Raw genomic sequence first — 15,772 nt, 5'->3', positions numbered from 1 at the left:
GGGAGACCCATTTCTCTCCCCGTCCGACCGACGCGAAAGGCGCCACCATGTCCCTGTTGCCGCACCACGACGGCTCCGCCCTGTACGTCCCCGAGCAGGAGCCCGCCCTCGGCGACGTCGTCGACGTCTTCGTCCGGGTGCCGGCCGGCGCCGACGTCCGGCAGGTGCACGTGCGCACCACCGGCGACGGTGAGCCCCGGTTCACCGAGGCGGTCGTCGACCGCACCGACGGCGCCGACGTCTGGTGGCGGGTGCCCGTCGAGGCCCGCAACCCGGTCAGCAACTACCGGTTCATGCTCACCGGCAGCCGCGGCAGCCGCTGGCTGAACGCCGCCGGCGTGGTGGGCCACGACGTGCCCGACAACGGCGACTTCAAGCTGGTCACCCACGCCCCGCCGCCCGCCTGGGCCCGCGACGCGGTGATCTACCAGATCTTCCCGGACCGGTTCGCCCGCTCCGCCGCCGCCGAGGGCCGCGAGGTGCCGGACTGGGCGATCCCGTGCGACTGGGACACCCCGGTTATCGGGCGCGGGCCCGAGACGCCCCGGCAGTTCTACGGCGGGGACCTGGACGGCGTCGCCGAGCGGCTGGACCACCTGGACCGCCTCGGCGTGAACACCGTCTACCTGACCCCGGTCTTCCCGGCCCGCTCCAACCACCGCTACGACGCGGCCAGCTTCGACACCGTCGACCCGCTGCTCGGCGGGGACGCCGCCCTGGCCCGCCTCGCCGACGCCGTACGCGCCCGGGGCTGGCGGCTGCTCGGCGACATCACCAGCAACCACACCGGCGACGCGCACGAGTGGTTCACCAGGGCCGCCTCCGACTCCTCCGCGCCCGAGCGGGAGCTGTACTACTTCGACGAGGTGACCGGGGACTACGAGTCCTGGAACGGGGTCACGTCGCTGCCGAAGCTGAACTGGGGCAGCGCCGAACTGCGCAGGCGCTTCGCCACCGCCGACGACTCCCTGCTGCGCCGCTGGCTGCGCCCCCCGTACGGGCTGGACGGCTGGCGGGTGGACGTGGCGAACATGACCGGGCGGCGGGGCGCGGACGCGTACACGCACGAGGTGGCGGCGCTGCTGCGCGAGGTGGTCGCCCGGACCCGGGCCGACGCCCTGCTGATGGCCGAGCACGGCCACGACCACACCGGCGACCTCGACCGCGACGGCTGGCACGGCACGATGAACTACGTCGGCTTCACCGACCCGGTCTGGTCCTGGCTGCGGCACGGCGACCAGCCCGTACCGAACTTCCTCGGCACGCCGGGCGGGGTGGTGCGCCGGGACGCGGACGCGGTGCTCGCCACCATGGACGCCTACCGCTCGCTGGTCTCCTGGCGGTCGTACACCCACTCGTGGCAGCTGCTCGGGTCGCACGACTCCGCCCGGATCCGCACCGTGGTCGGCGACGCCGCGCGGCAGGAGGTGGCCGCCGGCCTGCTCGCCACGATGCCCGGCACTCCGATGATCTTCGCGGGCGACGAGCTGGGCCTGACCGGCAGCAACGGCGAGGGCTCGCGTACGCCGATGCCGTGGCACCGGCCGGAGAGCTGGGACGCCGCGACGTTCGCCGCGTACCGTGCCCTGGTCGCGCTGCGCCGCGCGGAGCCCGCGCTGCGCCACGGCGGCCTGCGCTGGCTGCGCGCCGACGCGGACGCCCTGGTCTTCCTGCGTGAGGCCCCGACCGGCACGGTGCTGGTGCTGGCCCGCCGCGCCGCGGGCGAGCCGCTGCGCCTGACCGGGCTGGGTCCGGCCGAGAACCTGTACGGCGGCGCCCCCGCCCTGCGCCCCGACGCCGACGGCGCGGTCACCCTCCCGGCGGACGGCCCCACCTTCCAGGCATGGCGGCTGCCCTGACCCCTACCGCCCGGCTACTACAATCCGTCGTTGATGGGGGAGGATGATGGGCGTGGAAGCTCTGAGACTGATACTTCGCTACGTCCATTTGATCGGTTTCGCCCTGCTGCTCGGCGGCGCGATCGTCCAGTACATCAGCGGGAAGCTGCGGATCAACCCGGCCATGCTCTGGGGGTCCGTGATCATGCTGGCGACCGGGATCGGCCTCTCGGCGCCGCTGCGTGACGGCGACGAGCCGGCCCCCGCGAAACTTGTTACCAAGTTGGTGCTCGCCATACTGATCTTCGTCATGGTCTTCTTTTCCCGGAAGCGCGACGTGGTCAACCGTGGGCACTTCCTGGCAATCGTCGGGTTGACCCTGGTCAACGCGGCGGTGGCCGTCTTCTGGCGGTAACGTCACCGGCAGGGGACGACGCGCAGAACCGGACGTTCCGCGACGCCCCGCCGCGCACCTACCAGCACTGAGAGTGATCTGCCCCACCTAAGGGTTACGTAGGGGTAACAGGCGCTCAACAGTCGTGCACGATTGTCGGCCGGTGGGTGGGCGCGGGCGTACGCTCCCGTCCGTAACGTGGGACGCCGGCGGCGCAGCGCAGGCCGGCTCAAAGGGCTGCCACCGTGCAGGACGCGGTGTGCAATGGGAAGGAGACGTCTTGCGCTCTGTGCGTGGGATGCGGATTGCCTCCGTCTTCGCGATGGGTGGGCTCGTGCTGAGTGCCGCCGCGTGTGGCGAGGCTCCCGAAGAGAACAACAACGCCGGCAGTGGCGACAAGAAGTACAGCGCCTGCATGGTGACCGACGTCGGCGGCATCGACGACAAGTCGTTCAACACCTCCGCCTGGAAGGGCCTGGAGGAGGCCAAGAAGGCCAACGACAAGATCGACATCAAGTACGTCGCGTCGAAGGCTCAGGCGGACTACGAGGTCAACCTGACCCAGTACGTCAACCAGAAGTGCGACTTCATCCTGGCCGTCGGCGGCCTGATGGGTGACGCCACCTCCAAGATCGCCAAGGCGAACCCGAACCAGCAGTTCGGCATCGTCGACGCGAAGGTCCCGGAGACCAACGTCTACCCGATGCAGTTCGACACCGCCCAGGCCGGCTTCCTCGCCGGTTACCTGGCCGCCGGCATGAGCAAGAGCGGCACGGTGGGCACCTACGGCGGCCTGCCGATCCCGCCGGTCACCATCTTCATGGACGGCTACGCCGACGGCGTCGCGCACTACAACAAGACCAAGAGCAAGAGCGTCAAGGTCGTCGGCTGGGACAAGGCCACCCAGAAGGGCTCCTTCACCAACTCCTTCGAGAAGCAGGACGAGGGCAAGAAGGTCAGCGACGCGCTGGTCGCCCAGGGCGCCGACATCGTCATGCCGGTCGCCGGCGGCGCCGGCCTTGGCACCACCGGCGCGGCCAAGGCGTCGGGCGGCAAGTACAGCACCATCTGGGTGGACGTCGACGGCTGCGAGAGCACCCAGGACTGCGCGGCGATCGTCACCACCGTCGAGAAGAACATCCCGGACGCCGTCAAGGAGGCCGTCGTCAAGGCCGCCGGCGGCGAGAAGCTGTCGGCCACCCCGGGCTACCTCGGCAACCTGTCCAACAACGGCGTCGGGCTCGCCCCGTACCACGAGTTCGACAGCAAGGTCCCGGCCGAGCTGAAGGCCGAGATCGACAAGCTGAAGGCGGACATCGCCGCCGGCACCGTCACCGTCACCTCCGCGGCCCAGCCGAAGTGAGGCTCCGCCGGCCGCCCGTGGTGAGACGATCACCCCGGTAGGCCGGCGGGCGGTACAGCACGACGATCCGGCCGCCCCGGCGTCGTGGGGGAATCCACCCCACGGCGCCGGGGCGGCCGATCCGCTCCACCGACGACGGCCCCGCGCCGCGAGCGGTCCACCGGCAGCTACGCTGCACCATCGCTTCGCACTCCAGGAGGTTGCGCTGAGACTCGAACTGCGCGGCATCACCAAGCGGTTCGGTGATCTGGTCGCCAACGATCACATCGACCTGACGGTGGAGCCTGGAGAGATCCACGCCCTGCTCGGCGAGAACGGCGCCGGCAAGTCGACCCTGATGAACGTGCTCTACGGGCTCTACCAGCCCGACGAGGGCGAGATCCTGGTCGACGGTGCGCCGCTGAAGCTGCGGGGGCCGTCCGACGCGATCGGTGCCGGGATCGGCATGGTGCACCAGCACTTCATGCTGGTGCCCGTCTTCACCGTCACCGAGAACATCATGCTCGGCGCCGAGCAGATCCGGGGCGGTATCGCCGGCTTCCTGGACCGGCGGCGGGCCCGGCGCGAGGTCGCCGAGGTCTCCGAGCGGTACAACCTGCGGGTCGACCCGGACGCGGTGATCGAGGACCTGCCGGTCGGCATCCAGCAGCGGGTGGAGATCGTCAAGGCGCTCACCCGCGACGTCGACCTGCTCATCCTCGACGAGCCGACGGCGGTGCTCACGCCGCAGGAGACCGAGGAACTGCTCACCGTGATGCGGTCGCTCAAGGCCGCCGGCAAGTCGATCGTCTTCATCACCCACAAGCTCGGCGAGGTCAAGGCCATCGCCGACCGGATCACCGTGATCCGGCGGGGGAAGACCGTCGGCACCGCCTCCCCCGAGGCGAGCCGCGACGAGCTGGCCGCGCTGATGGTCGGCCGCAGCGTCCGGCTCACCGTGGACAAGGAGACCGCCGCCCCCGGCAAGCCGGTCCTGGAGGTCTCCGGCCTGGTCGTCGACGACGACCGGCAGATCCGGGCGGTCGACGGGGTCGACCTGACCGTACGCGCGGGCGAGGTGCTCGGGATCGCGGGCGTACAGGGCAACGGCCAGACCGAGCTGATCGAGGCGATCATGGGGCTGCGCCCGACGCTCGCCGGCACGGTCACCCTCGACGGGCAGCGGGTCAACGGCTGGTCGACCAAGAAGGTGCTGCGCGCCGGCGTCGGCTACGTGCCGGAGGACCGCAGCGTCGACGGCGTCGTCAAGGAGTTCTCCGTCGCGGAGAACCTGGTGCTCGACATCTACGACCGGCCGCCCTTCGGCAGGGGCCTGGCGCTCAAGCCGGACGCCATCGCCAGGTCGGCGAAGGAGCGGATCGCGCAGTTCGACGTGCGCACCTCCTCGGCCGACGCCCCCGTCGGCACCCTCTCCGGCGGCAACCAGCAGAAGGTGATCGTGGCCCGGGAGCTGTCCCGGCCGCTGAAGCTCTTCATCGCCGCCCAGCCGACCCGCGGCGTCGACGTCGGGTCGATCGAGTTCATCCACAGCCAGGTCATCCGGGAACGGGACGTCGGCACCGCCGTCATGGTGGTCTCCAGCGAGCTCGACGAGGTGATCGGCCTGGCCGACCGGATCGCGGTCATGTACCGCGGCCGGATCATCGGCATCGTCGGCCCGGACACCCCCCGCGAGGAGATCGGCCTGCTGATGGCCGGCATCACCCCCGACGCGGCGCCCGCCGCCGCGACCGGCACGACCCCGGCCGACGGCGGTGCGGCGGCCCCCGCCGCCGAGGGCCCTGGTAGCAAGGACGAGGCATGACGAACCCGAACCCCGGGTCGGGCTCCCCGGGCTCCCCGAACCCCCCGTCGGGCTCCCCGGACAAGGAGCCGGCGACCGAGGCGCAGGCCGCGCAGACCGCGCTCGGCAACACCGAGCGCGCCGGTACGGCCACCTCCCCGAAGGGCCCGGCCCCGGAGGCGAAGCCCTCGCTGGGCCGGCTGTTCCTGGACAACCTCTGGGCGGCGAACACCTTCACGGTGACCCTGCTGTCGCTGGTGCTGGCGATGGTCGTCGGCGCGATCCTGATGATCGTGTCCGACCCCGAGGTGCTCGCCACCTACAGCTACATCACGGCCCGCCCGGCCGACGCGCTCAACGCGAGCTGGACGCTGGTCAGCGAGGCGTACGGCAACCTGTTCAAGGGCGCGATCTTCGACCCGGACGCGGTCGGCTTCCAGGCGGTGATGAGCCCGATCTCGGAGACGCTCACCTACACCGCGCCGCTGGTCTTCACCGGCCTGTCGGTGGCGCTGGCCTTCCGGGGCGGCCTGTTCAACATCGGCGCCCAGGGCCAGGCCACCATGGGCGTGATCCTGGCCGCGCTGGCGGGCTTCCTGCTGCCGCTGCCGCCCGGCCTGCACCTGCTCGTCGCGGTGCTCGCCGGCGCGCTCGGCGGGGCGATCTGGGGCTTCATCCCGGGCATCCTCAAGGCGCGCACCGGCGCCCACGAGGTGATCAACACGATCATGCTCAACTACATCGCCACGTACTTCCTGACCTGGATCATCGTGCAGAACGGCGTCCAGGACCCGAACCGTACGGACGCGATCAGCAAGTCGGTCGACGGCTCGGCCCAGCTGCCCCGGCTGCTCGGCGACGGGCTGCGGGTGCACGCCGGCATCATCCTGGCGGTGCTGGCCACCTGGGCGGTGTGGTGGCTGCTCAACCGGTCCACGCTCGGCTTCGAGCTGCGCGCCGTCGGCGCCAACCCCGACGCCGCACGGACCGCCGGCATCAGCGTCACCCGGACGTACGTCCTGATCATGGTCTTCGCCGGGATCCTGGCCGGCCTCGGCGGCTCCAACATGGTGCTCGGCTCCACCGCCAGCGCGCTGACCCCGCTGGTGGTCGCGCAGATCGGCTTCGACGGCATCCTGGTGGCGCTGCTCGGTCGCGTGAAGCCGTGGGGCGTCGCGCTGGCCGCGCTGCTCTTCGGCGCGCTCCAGGCCGGCGGCAACCGGATGCAGTCCTACTCGGGGATCTCGCTGGAGCTGGTCACCGTGCTCCAGGCGCTGATCGTCATCTTCATCGCCGCGCCGGCCCTGGTGAAGGCGATCTTCCAGCTCCGGGCCGCCCGCGCCGCCCGGTTGCAGACGAGCCTGGCGAAGGGCTGGTAACTCATGTCCACCATGGCTGTCGAAGACGTCGCGGTCGCCCCCGTCGACCAGGGCTTCTGGACCCGTACCCGCAAGGTCGGCGCCGTGCTGCTCGCCCTCGGTCTGCTGGCGACGGTGCTGTTCGGGGCGCTCGCCACCGGCGAGCAGGCCCGGTTCACCCTCAGCGAGGACGCCGCCGGCGCCGCGCTCGAGATCCACGGCACCCTCGGCGCGATCCTCTTCGGCCTCGTCGCGGTCGCCGCCGGCGTCGCGATGCTCGCCGGGCTGCCGAAGCGCTGGTTCACCCTCGTGCTCGGCGTCGGCCTGGTCGGCTTCGTGCTGTCGTTCCTCTGCTGGCAGGTCTCCGACGCGCCGGCCGGGCAGAACTTCATGCCGCTGGTCAACATCCTCCGGGGCACCTTCATCCTGGCCCTGCCGCTGGTCTTCGGTGCCCTCGCCGGCGTGCTCTGCGAGCGCTCCGGCGTGGTCAACGTGGCCATCGAGGGGCAGCTGCTGATGGGCGCCTTCAGCGGCGCGCTCTTCGGCAGCCTCTCCGGCAGCGTCTGGGTCGGCCTGGTCGCGGCGGCCATCGGCGGCGCGTTCATCTCGCTGCTGCTGGCCGTCTTCTCGATCCGCTACCTGGTCGACCAGGTGGTCATGGGCATCGTGCTCAACCTGCTCGCGGTCGGCGTCACCGGCTTCCTCTACGAGCGGCTGATGCAGACCAACGCGCAGAAGTACAACAGCGCCCCCCGGTTCAGCAACTGGGAGATCCCGCTGCTGTCGGACATCCCGCTGCTCGGCCCGGCGCTGTTCCGGGGCAACATCTTCCTCTACCTCGGCCTGCTGCTGGTGCTGGTCATCCACATCGCGCTGTTCCGCACCCGCTGGGGCCTGCGCACCCGCTCGGTCGGCGAGCACCCCACCGCCGCCGACACCCTGGGCGTCAAGGTGCTCGGGCTGCGCTACCGCAACGTGCTGCTCGCCGGGGTGGTCGCCGGCATCGGCGGCGCGTCCTACACGCTGGCGCTCTACTCGTTCACCAAGAACATGATCGGCGGCAAGGGCTTCATCGCCCTGGCCGCGCTGATCTTCGGCCGGTGGAGCCCGACGGGCGCGCTGCTCGCGGCGCTCTTCTTCGGCTTCGCCGACCAGCTCGCCACCTACCTGGGCGCCATCAACAGCGTGATCCCGAACCAGTTCCTGGCCATGCTGCCCTACCTGGCGACGATCCTGGCGGTGGCCGGGCTCGTCGGCCGGGTCCGGGCGCCGGCCGCCGACGGCAAGCCGTACATCAAGGGCTGACGGGGGAGCGCCAGCCGGGCTTGCGGATACGGAAAGTAATCATTGGTTGCTCCTCCGTGACGGACTTGATAGGTTGCATCGGCGCGCATAGATCAACGTCGACGACCTGTCCTTTCTGGTGAGATGGAGTGCGGCTGGTGAGATCTTCAATTCGGGGACGCGGGATGGCGGCAGCTTTTTTCACGGTGGCTGCCCTCGCAAGTGGGATCGTGGCGGTCGACGCGGCACCAGCCAAGGCTGCGGTCAGTTGCAGTGCCTGGGCCTCCAGCGACCGGCACACCGGCTACGCCTACTGCTCTAGCACGCAGCCGACAACCGGTACGTTCCGTGTGGCGGCATATTTCTGTTCAAGTTCCGGAAGCTGCAACTGGGCGTATGGACCGTGGAAGTTCATCGGCGGTGGTGAGAACTCCACGGTCAACCGCAGCACGTGGATCAATGGGAGCCCGGCCCAGGTGAAGGCCGAACAGGGCCCGGCCGGGGGTGTCGTCCCGGTCGGCTGATGTTCGCCAAGCCCCGCTGCTGAGAGGTTGCCCCGTCCGCGTCGCGCAAGACGCCGGCGGGGCAACCGCCGCTTCGGCGCGGATCCTGTTCCCTCGGTCACGTGAGGACGCCTGCTGCGGCACCCGCTGACCACTCGTTATCCCCGGTGCGTGAGAATTGCGTGGTGAACATCGACTGGGAGCGGCTGCGGGCCGCCGCCACCGAGGTGATGCGGCACGCGTACGTGCCGTACTCGAAGTTCCCGGTCGGGGCGGCCGCGCTGGTCGATGACGGCCGGGTGGTGGTCGGCTGCAACGTGGAGAACGCCGCGTACGGCGTGGTCCTCTGCGCCGAGTGCGGGGTGGTCTCCTCGCTGCACGCCACCGGCGGCGGCCGGATCGTGGCCCTGTCCTGCGTCGACGCCACCGGCGAGCCGCTGATGCCGTGCGGCCGGTGCCGCCAGCTGCTCTGGGAGCAGGGCGGCCCGGAGTGCCTCATCGAGGCGAGGGGCGGCCCGCTGCGGATGGCCGAGCTGCTGCCGCACGCCTTCGACGTGACCGACCTGGAGGCCGTGACGGGGGAGGTCCCGGTGCCCGTGGTGCCGGAGCGGCTGGCCGCCTGGCGCGGGCGCGGCACGGTCTTCGTGCACCCCGACCTCTCCGCCGGCCAGCAGGTCTGGACCGCCTACTGGGAGCGGTCCGCGGGCGACGATGACGGCGCCGAGACCGGCGTGCTGGAAGAGGGCCCGAGCTGGGACGAGCCGGCGGAGGCGATCACCTGGGGCCTCGCCCGTACGCCCCGGGTGGTGGTCGTGGACGCCTCGGGGTCGATCTTCTGGGCCGGCGAGGGTGAGCCGCCGATGGAGATCCCTGCCCGCTGGGGTGGCTGAGCTTGGGGATCCGGCCGACCGTGCCCGGCTCCGGGCGGTCAGGCTTGATCCCTCCGCCGGCCACGGTCGGCCCGATCCCTCGGTGGTCGCGGTCCGCGTGCCGGTATCTGCATACGACTAGGAAGATCTTTTGTGATGAGTGCTTTTACGGCGGTTGACGTCATTCGGGTCAAGCGGGACGGGGGGGTGCTCTCCGACGCGCAGATCGACTGGGTGGTGGACGCGTACACCCGGGGGGTGGTCGCCGACGAGCAGATGTCGGCACTGGCCATGGCGATCCTGCTGCGCGGCATGACCGGGCCGGAGATCGCCCGGTGGACCGCCGCGATGATCGCCAGCGGGGAGCGGCTCGACCTCTCCGCCGTCGACCGGCCGACCGTCGACAAGCACTCGACCGGCGGCGTCGGTGACAAGATCACCCTGCCGCTCACCCCGCTGGTCGCCGCGTGCGGCGCCGCCGTGCCGCAGCTCAGCGGCCGGGGCCTCGGGCACACCGGCGGGACGCTGGACAAGCTGGAATCGATCCCGCGCTGGCGGGCGGCGCTGGGCAACGACGAGTTCACCGCCCAGCTCCGGGACATCGGCGCGGTGATCTGCGCGGCCGGCGCGGGGCTCGCGCCCGCCGACCGCAAGCTGTACGCGCTGCGCGACGTGACCGGGACCGTCGAGGCCATCCCGCTGATCGCCAGCTCGATCATGAGCAAGAAGATCGCGGAGGGCACCGGCGCGCTGGTGCTCGACGTGAAGGTCGGCTCCGGCGCGTTCATGAAGTCCGTCGAGCAGGCCCGCGAGCTGGCCCGGACGATGGTCGAGCTGGGCGGCGCGCACGGCGTACGGACCGTCGCCCTGCTCACCGACATGTCCACCCCGCTGGGCCTGGCCATCGGCAACGCCGTCGAGGTGACCGAGTCCGTCGAGGTGCTCGCCGGGGGCGGTCCCGCCGACGTGGTCGAGCTGACCCTGGCGCTGGCCCGCGAGATGCTCGACGCGGCCGGGCTGCCGGACGTCGACCCGGCCGCGGCTCTGCGCGACGGTCGGGCGATGGACTCCTGGCGGGCGATGATCCGCGCCCAGGGCGGCGACCCGGACGCCCCGATGCCGACCGCGAACGAGGTCGAGGTGGTCCGCGCGGACGCGGACGGCTTCGTCTCGGCGATCGACGCGTACGACATGGGGGTGGCGGCCTGGCGGCTCGGCGCCGGGCGGGCCCGCAAGGAGGACCCGGTCAGCGTGCCGGCGGGGGTCGTGCTGCACCGGCGTCCGGGCGACCCGGTGCGGGCAGGCGACGTCCTCTTCGAACTGCGGGCGGAGGACGCCGCCCGGATCCCGGCGGCCCGGGACGACGCCGCGCGGGCGGTACGGATCGCGCCGACCGCGCCCGCCGCGACGCCGCTGGTCATCGAGCGGATCGGCTGAGCGCGGCGGTCCCCGGGGCGGCATGGTGTCGGCCCGCTCGGACCGCTATCCTCCCTGGCCAGGGGGACAACCGGCGCCGAGTCGTCGCGAGCAGACAGGAATTTTCGCCGTGACCGTACCTGCCCCCGATCCACGGGAGGTGCGTGAGGCGAGCCTGGACGAGCTGTCCCGGCTGGGCCTCCCGCTGCCGCCCGCCCAGTTCCCGCTCGTGTGGGAGCCCGGCGACCAGATCGAGCTCCGCCCCACCGTGGAGATCGAGGCCCGCATCGCGGTGCTGCACCTGATCCTCGCCCGCTGCTTCGGGATGCCGCCGCAGTCGGCGATGAGCTGGCTGCTCGCCTCGCACCTGGTCGAGATGGTCACGCCGCCGGAGTTCCAGTTCGTGACCGGAGGCAAGGGCGACCACCGGTCGTTCGTGCTGCACCACGACGCGCTCTTCGCGCTGGCCTGGGTGCTCGGCCTGACCAAGCAGCTCGACCCGACGCTGCCGGTCGACGAGCGGCTGGTGGAGCGGATGCCGCACATCCACGACGGGGAGACCTTCGGCCACTGGCGGGCCCGGATCCTCACCGCCCCGCAGCACCCCGCCGACGCGGCCGCCCTGCTGGACCTGCACTACTGCCTGGACTGGGCCTACCTGGAGACGGAACGGGCCGGGCGTACGCCGCCGGGGCTGGTGGACGCGAACGCCATCGGCCAGCGCCGGTGGGCCCTGGAGTGGGCGGTGATGCTGCGCGGGCCGTACCACGACGAGCCCCCAGGCTGGGAAGAGGTCGACCTCTCCACCTGACGCGGCCCTTCCTTACACCTCGGTCGGGTGCCAGGTGGTCAGGCGTACCGCGACGGTCACCCGGACCGGCTCGGCGAGGGCGGCGACCCGGGCGGCGAGCCCGGCCGGGTCGGTGTGCCAGGCGCTGGGGCCCATCCCGACGAGCGTCGCGACCTCCGGGCCGGTCAGCGCCAGCTCCCGTCGGTGCAGGGTGGACGCCCCCGGGGTGAAGTGCCCGCCCAGGCTCTCGGCGACCCGGTCCGCCTTGGCCGGGTCCACGCGCAGCAGGCCGAGGGCGCCGACCAGTTCGGTCAGGTGGTCCTCGGCCGGCGTGACCACCAGCAGGGCGCCGGCCGGGTCGAGGACCCGGTGGAACTCCGCGCCGTTGCGCGGCGCGAAGACGTTCAGCAGCACGGCCGCGCCGGCGTCGGCCAGGGGGAGCCGCTGCCAGGTGTCGGCGAGCGCCGCCGCCGCGCGCGGGTGCGCCCGGGCGGCCCGGCGCAGCGCCGGCTTCGACACGTCCAGGGCGAGACCCGCCGCGTCCGGCAGCGCCGCCAGCACCGCCGCCAGGTGCCGGCCGGTCCCCGCCCCGGCGTCCACCACCAGGGGGTACGCCCCGTCGACCCGGTCCACGGCTGCCGAAGCCGCAGCGGCGAGGGCGGCCGAGATGAGGTCGTAGTGGCCGGCGGCGAGGAAGTCGGCGCGGGCGGCCACCATCTCGGCGGTGTCCCCGGCGTGCGGGGCGCGGCCGGCGAGCAGGTTGACGTAGCCCTGGCGGGCCACGTCGAAGCTGTGCCGGCGCGGGCAGCGCAGCGCGCGGGCGCCGCCGGTGGCGACCTCGGTCAGCGGCTCGGCGCAGACCGGGCAGCGGAGCCGGTCCACGATGCGGGGGTCCACCGGCTCATTCTCCGGGTCGGGTGAGGTGGTCGACCACCCGGTGGGTGAGCGCGTCCAGCGCGGCGACCTCGTCGGGGGTCAGCAGGTCGATGAGGTGCCGACGGACGGCCGCCACATGGCCGGGGGCGGCTGCCTCGATGGCGCGCCGGCCCTCGGCGGTGAGTACGACGACGGCGCCGCGCCCGTCCGAGGCGCACTCCTCGCGGCTGACGAGGCCGCGCTGCTGCATCCGGGTCAGGTGGTGGGAGAGCCGGCTGCGCGACCAGAGCATCCGGTCGGCCAGCTCGCTGAGCCGCAGCCGCTGGTCGGGTGTCTCCGAGAGGTCGGAGAGCACGTCGTAGTCGGGCTCGGAGAGCCCGGCGTCGCGCATCAGCTCGCGGGCCAGCTCCAGGTCGAGCAGGCGGCGCATCCGCCGGTAGCCCCGCCAGGCGCTCTGCTCGCGCTCGTCCAGCCAGCGTGGTTGTGCCATGCCGACCATCCTAGCCATCTGGTTGACATGTCATCAACATGCCTTCTAGGGTGAGTGACATGTCAACCAGATTGCCGGGCCGGCTGGCCCGCCTGCTGAGCGGCCTCGTGCTGTTCGGCGTCAGCGTGGCCGTGATGGTCCGCGCCGACCTGGGCCTCGCCTCCTGGGACGTGCTGCACCAGGGATTCGCCGCGCGGACCGGGCTCCCCCTCGGGCAGGTGGTGAACCTGGTCGCCCTCGCCGTGCTGCTGCTCTGGATCCCGCTGCGGCAGCGCCCCGGCGTCGGCACCGTCGCGAACGCGGTGGTGGTCGGCGTCGCGGCCGACGTCGCGCTCGCCGTCCTGCCGCCCGTGGCCCCGATCGCCGGCCGGGTCGGCCTGCTGGTCGTCGGCATCCTGCTCAACGGGCTCGCCACGGCCCTCTACCTCGGGGCCCGCCTCGGTCCCGGGCCGCGCGACGGCCTGATGACCGGGCTGGCCGCCCGCGGCCTGCCGATCGGGCGGGTACGCACGGCCATCGAGCTCGGCGTGCTCGCCCTCGGCTGGGCGCTCGGCGGCACCGTCGGCCCCGGGACCCTCCTCTTCGCCGTCAGCATCGGCCCGCTGGCGGAGCACCTCATCCCGAAGTTCACCGTGCCGGCCCCGGGCCGGCCCGTCACCACAGGAGCGACCTCGCCATGCCCCGCCTGACCGTCATCGTCGCCAGCACCCGGCCCGGCCGCGTGGGCCGCCGGATCGGCGACTGGTTCACCACCCGCGCCGCCGCGTACGACGCCTTCGACGACGTACGCCTCGTCGACCTCGCCGAGGTGGGCCTGCCCTTCCACGACGAGCCGCACCACCCCTCCGAGGGCCGCTACCTGCACCGGCACACCCTTCAGTGGAGCGCCACCGTCGCCGCCTCCGACGCCTTCGTCTTCGTCATGCCGGAGTACAACTACGGCTTCAGCGCGCCCTTGAAGAACGCGATCGACCACCTATACACGGAGTGGCAGTACAAGCCGGTCGGCTTCGTCAGCTACGGCATGACCTCCGGCGGCCTGCGCGCGGTCCAGATGATCAAACAGGTCGTGACCACCCTCAAGATGATGCCGGCCAACGAGGCGGTGACCGTGTTCCTGCGGCAGGCGCTCGACGACACGGGGGAGCTCGTGCCGGACCCGGGGCGCGACGCCGCCGCCACGGCGATGCTCGACGAGCTGGCCCGGCTCACCGCCGCCCTCGCCCCGCTGCGGGTGACGGCATGAACGCCCGGCTGTGGGAGCTGTTCGGCGAGCGCGGCCGGGGCGTGCTGGTGACCCTGCGCCGCGACGGCCGGCCCCAACTGTCCAACCTCGACTTCCTCGCCGAACCCGGCCTGATCCGCTGCTCCACCACCGACGGCCGGGCCAAGGTGCGCAACCTGCGCCGCGACCCGCGGGCCAGCCTGCACGTCACCACCGCCGACGGCGGGGCCTACGCGGTCGCGGAGGGCGTCGTCACGCTCACCCCGCCCGCGGCGGCGCCCGACGACGCCACCGTGGAGGAACTGGTCGAGGTCTACCGGCGCATCCGCGGCGAGCACCCCGACTGGGCGGACTACCGGGCGGCGATGGTCGCCGACGGCCGGCTGGTGCTCCGGCTCGCCGTCGAGCGGCTGTACGGCTGGCGTCCCTGACCGGATCCCGGCCGGTCCCGTCGGCCGCTTCCCGTGCGGCCGACTAGGGTCTGAGCATGGTCGCGACAATCCGTTACGAGGACATCGTCAAGGTCCCGAAGGCGCTGCTGCACGATCACCTCGACGGCGGCCTGCGGCCGGCGACGATCGTCGAACTGGCCGCCGAGGTGGGGCACGAACTGCCCACCACCGACCCCGAGGCGCTCGGCCGCTGGTTCGTCGAGGCGGCCGACTCCGGCTCCCTGGAGCGCTACCTCGAGACGTTCGCGCACACCGTCGCCGTCATGCAGACCGCGTCGGCGCTGCGCCGGGTGGCCCGGGAGTGCGCCCAGGACCTGGCCGCCGACGGGGTGGTCTACGCCGAGGTGCGGTTCGCCCCGGAGCAGCACCTGGAGCGGGACCTCACCCTGGACGAGGTGGTCGAGGCGGTGCTGGCCGGCTTCGTGGAGGGCACCGCGCTGGCCGCCGAGGAGGGCCGGCAGATCCGGGTCGGCACGCTGCTCACCGCGATGCGGCACGCCGCCCGGTCGCAGGAGATCGCCGAGCTGGCCGTCCGGCACCGGGACGCCGGGGTGGTCGGCTTCGACATCGCCGGCGCCGAGGCGGGCTTCCCGCCCACCCGGCACCTGGACGCCTTCGAGTACCTCCAGCGGGAGAACTTCCACTTCACCATCCACGCCGGCGAGGCGTTCGGCCTGCCGTCGATCTGGCAGGCGATCCAGTGGTGCGGGGCGGACCGGCTCGGCCACGGGGTGCGGATCGTGGACGACATCACGCCCGGCCCGGAGCCGGTGCTCGGCCGGCTGGCCGCGTACGTGCGGGACAAGCGGATCCCGCTGGAGCTGTGCCCGTCCTCGAACGTGCAGACCGGCGCCGCCCCCTCGATCGCCGAGCACCCGATCGGGCTGCTGCGGGACCTGCGGTTCCGGGCGACGGTGAACACCGACAACCGGCTGATGAGCGGCACGTCGATGTCCCGGGAGATGGCCCTGCTGGTGGACGCCTTCGGCTATGGCTGGAAGGAGCTCCAGTGGTTCACCATCAACGCCATGAAGAGCGCCTTCATCCCGTTCGACGAGCGGCTGAAGATCATCGACGAGGTGATCAAGCCCGCGTACGGCAAGCTGCTGGGCTGAGCACGGTGGGCCGCCG

Annotated in this window: 15 protein-coding genes; 13 read left to right on the top strand and 2 right to left on the bottom strand. The window is 72.2% G+C overall.

Annotated elements, in window-relative coordinates:
- Positions 1-47: 47 nt before the first annotated feature.
- The 9 genes from EV374_RS03425 (at position 48) to EV374_RS03385 (ending at position 11,619) form a co-directional block, all read left to right on the top strand.
- Positions 48-1,859 (top strand): glycoside hydrolase family 13 protein, encoded by a 1,812-nt coding sequence (locus tag EV374_RS03425; RefSeq protein ID WP_132231466.1) that lies wholly within the window; start codon positions 48-50, stop codon positions 1,857-1,859.
- A gap of 52 nt (positions 1,860-1,911) precedes the next feature.
- Positions 1,912-2,253, top strand: coding sequence for a hypothetical protein (locus EV374_RS03420; RefSeq protein WP_132231464.1), 342 nt, complete (start codon positions 1,912-1,914; stop codon positions 2,251-2,253).
- Between the two features lie 277 nt (positions 2,254-2,530).
- Entirely contained in the window at positions 2,531-3,595 is a 1,065-nt protein-coding gene (locus tag EV374_RS03415) for a BMP family ABC transporter substrate-binding protein (protein ID WP_132231462.1), read from the top strand.
- Between the two features lie 172 nt (positions 3,596-3,767).
- Positions 3,768-5,399, top strand: coding sequence for an ABC transporter ATP-binding protein (locus EV374_RS03410; protein WP_132231460.1), 1,632 nt, complete (start codon positions 3,768-3,770; stop codon positions 5,397-5,399).
- Complete coding sequence (locus EV374_RS03405; RefSeq protein ID WP_132231458.1) at positions 5,396-6,757, top strand: ABC transporter permease; 1,362 nt, start codon at positions 5,396-5,398, stop codon at positions 6,755-6,757. Before EV374_RS03410 ends, EV374_RS03405 begins: the two co-directional genes overlap by 4 nt.
- 3 nt (positions 6,758-6,760) lie before the next feature.
- A complete protein-coding gene (locus tag EV374_RS03400; RefSeq protein ID WP_132231456.1) occupies positions 6,761-8,041 on the top strand; it encodes an ABC transporter permease in 1,281 nt (426 codons plus the stop codon).
- A gap of 604 nt (positions 8,042-8,645) precedes the next feature.
- Positions 8,646-9,413 (top strand): cytidine deaminase, encoded by a 768-nt coding sequence (locus tag EV374_RS03395; RefSeq protein ID WP_132231454.1) that lies wholly within the window; start codon positions 8,646-8,648, stop codon positions 9,411-9,413.
- Between the two features lie 135 nt (positions 9,414-9,548).
- Positions 9,549-10,829, top strand: coding sequence for a thymidine phosphorylase (locus EV374_RS03390; protein ID WP_132231452.1), 1,281 nt, complete (start codon positions 9,549-9,551; stop codon positions 10,827-10,829).
- A 109-nt stretch (positions 10,830-10,938) separates the two neighbouring features.
- Positions 10,939-11,619, top strand: coding sequence for a DUF4272 domain-containing protein (locus EV374_RS03385; RefSeq protein WP_132231450.1), 681 nt, complete (start codon positions 10,939-10,941; stop codon positions 11,617-11,619).
- A 12-nt stretch (positions 11,620-11,631) separates the two neighbouring features.
- Here the strand turns inward: EV374_RS03385 and EV374_RS03380 are convergent, their stop codons facing one another.
- Both EV374_RS03380 and EV374_RS03375 read right to left on the bottom strand, forming a co-directional pair.
- Positions 11,632-12,495 (bottom strand): putative RNA methyltransferase, encoded by an 864-nt coding sequence (locus EV374_RS03380; RefSeq protein ID WP_132231448.1) that lies wholly within the window; start codon positions 12,493-12,495, stop codon positions 11,632-11,634.
- 4 nt (positions 12,496-12,499) lie between these two features.
- Entirely contained in the window at positions 12,500-12,964 is a 465-nt protein-coding gene (locus tag EV374_RS03375) for a MarR family transcriptional regulator (RefSeq protein ID WP_132231446.1), read from the bottom strand.
- A gap of 59 nt (positions 12,965-13,023) precedes the next feature.
- Between EV374_RS03375 and yczE the strand changes: the two genes are divergently transcribed.
- The 4 genes from yczE to EV374_RS03355 are packed head-to-tail and all read left to right on the top strand — an operon-like array spanning position 13,024 to position 15,756.
- Entirely contained in the window at positions 13,024-13,653 is a 630-nt protein-coding gene (gene yczE, locus EV374_RS03370; RefSeq protein WP_132231444.1) for a membrane protein YczE, read from the top strand.
- Positions 13,641-14,210, top strand: coding sequence for an NAD(P)H-dependent oxidoreductase (locus EV374_RS03365; RefSeq protein WP_132231442.1), 570 nt, complete (start codon positions 13,641-13,643; stop codon positions 14,208-14,210). The genes yczE and EV374_RS03365 overlap by 13 nt, the downstream gene beginning before the upstream one ends.
- Positions 14,207-14,620: a PPOX class F420-dependent oxidoreductase gene (locus EV374_RS03360; RefSeq protein WP_132231440.1), complete on the top strand. Its 414-nt coding sequence runs from the start codon at positions 14,207-14,209 to the stop codon at positions 14,618-14,620. Before EV374_RS03365 ends, EV374_RS03360 begins: the two co-directional genes overlap by 4 nt.
- A 56-nt stretch (positions 14,621-14,676) precedes the next feature.
- Positions 14,677-15,756: an adenosine deaminase gene (locus EV374_RS03355; protein WP_132231438.1), complete on the top strand. Its 1,080-nt coding sequence runs from the start codon at positions 14,677-14,679 to the stop codon at positions 15,754-15,756.
- Positions 15,757-15,772: the final 16 nt, after the last annotated feature.

This window comes from Micromonospora sp. CNZ303, from assembly GCF_004345505.1.
This window is presented reverse-complemented; position numbering and strand designations above follow the sequence as displayed.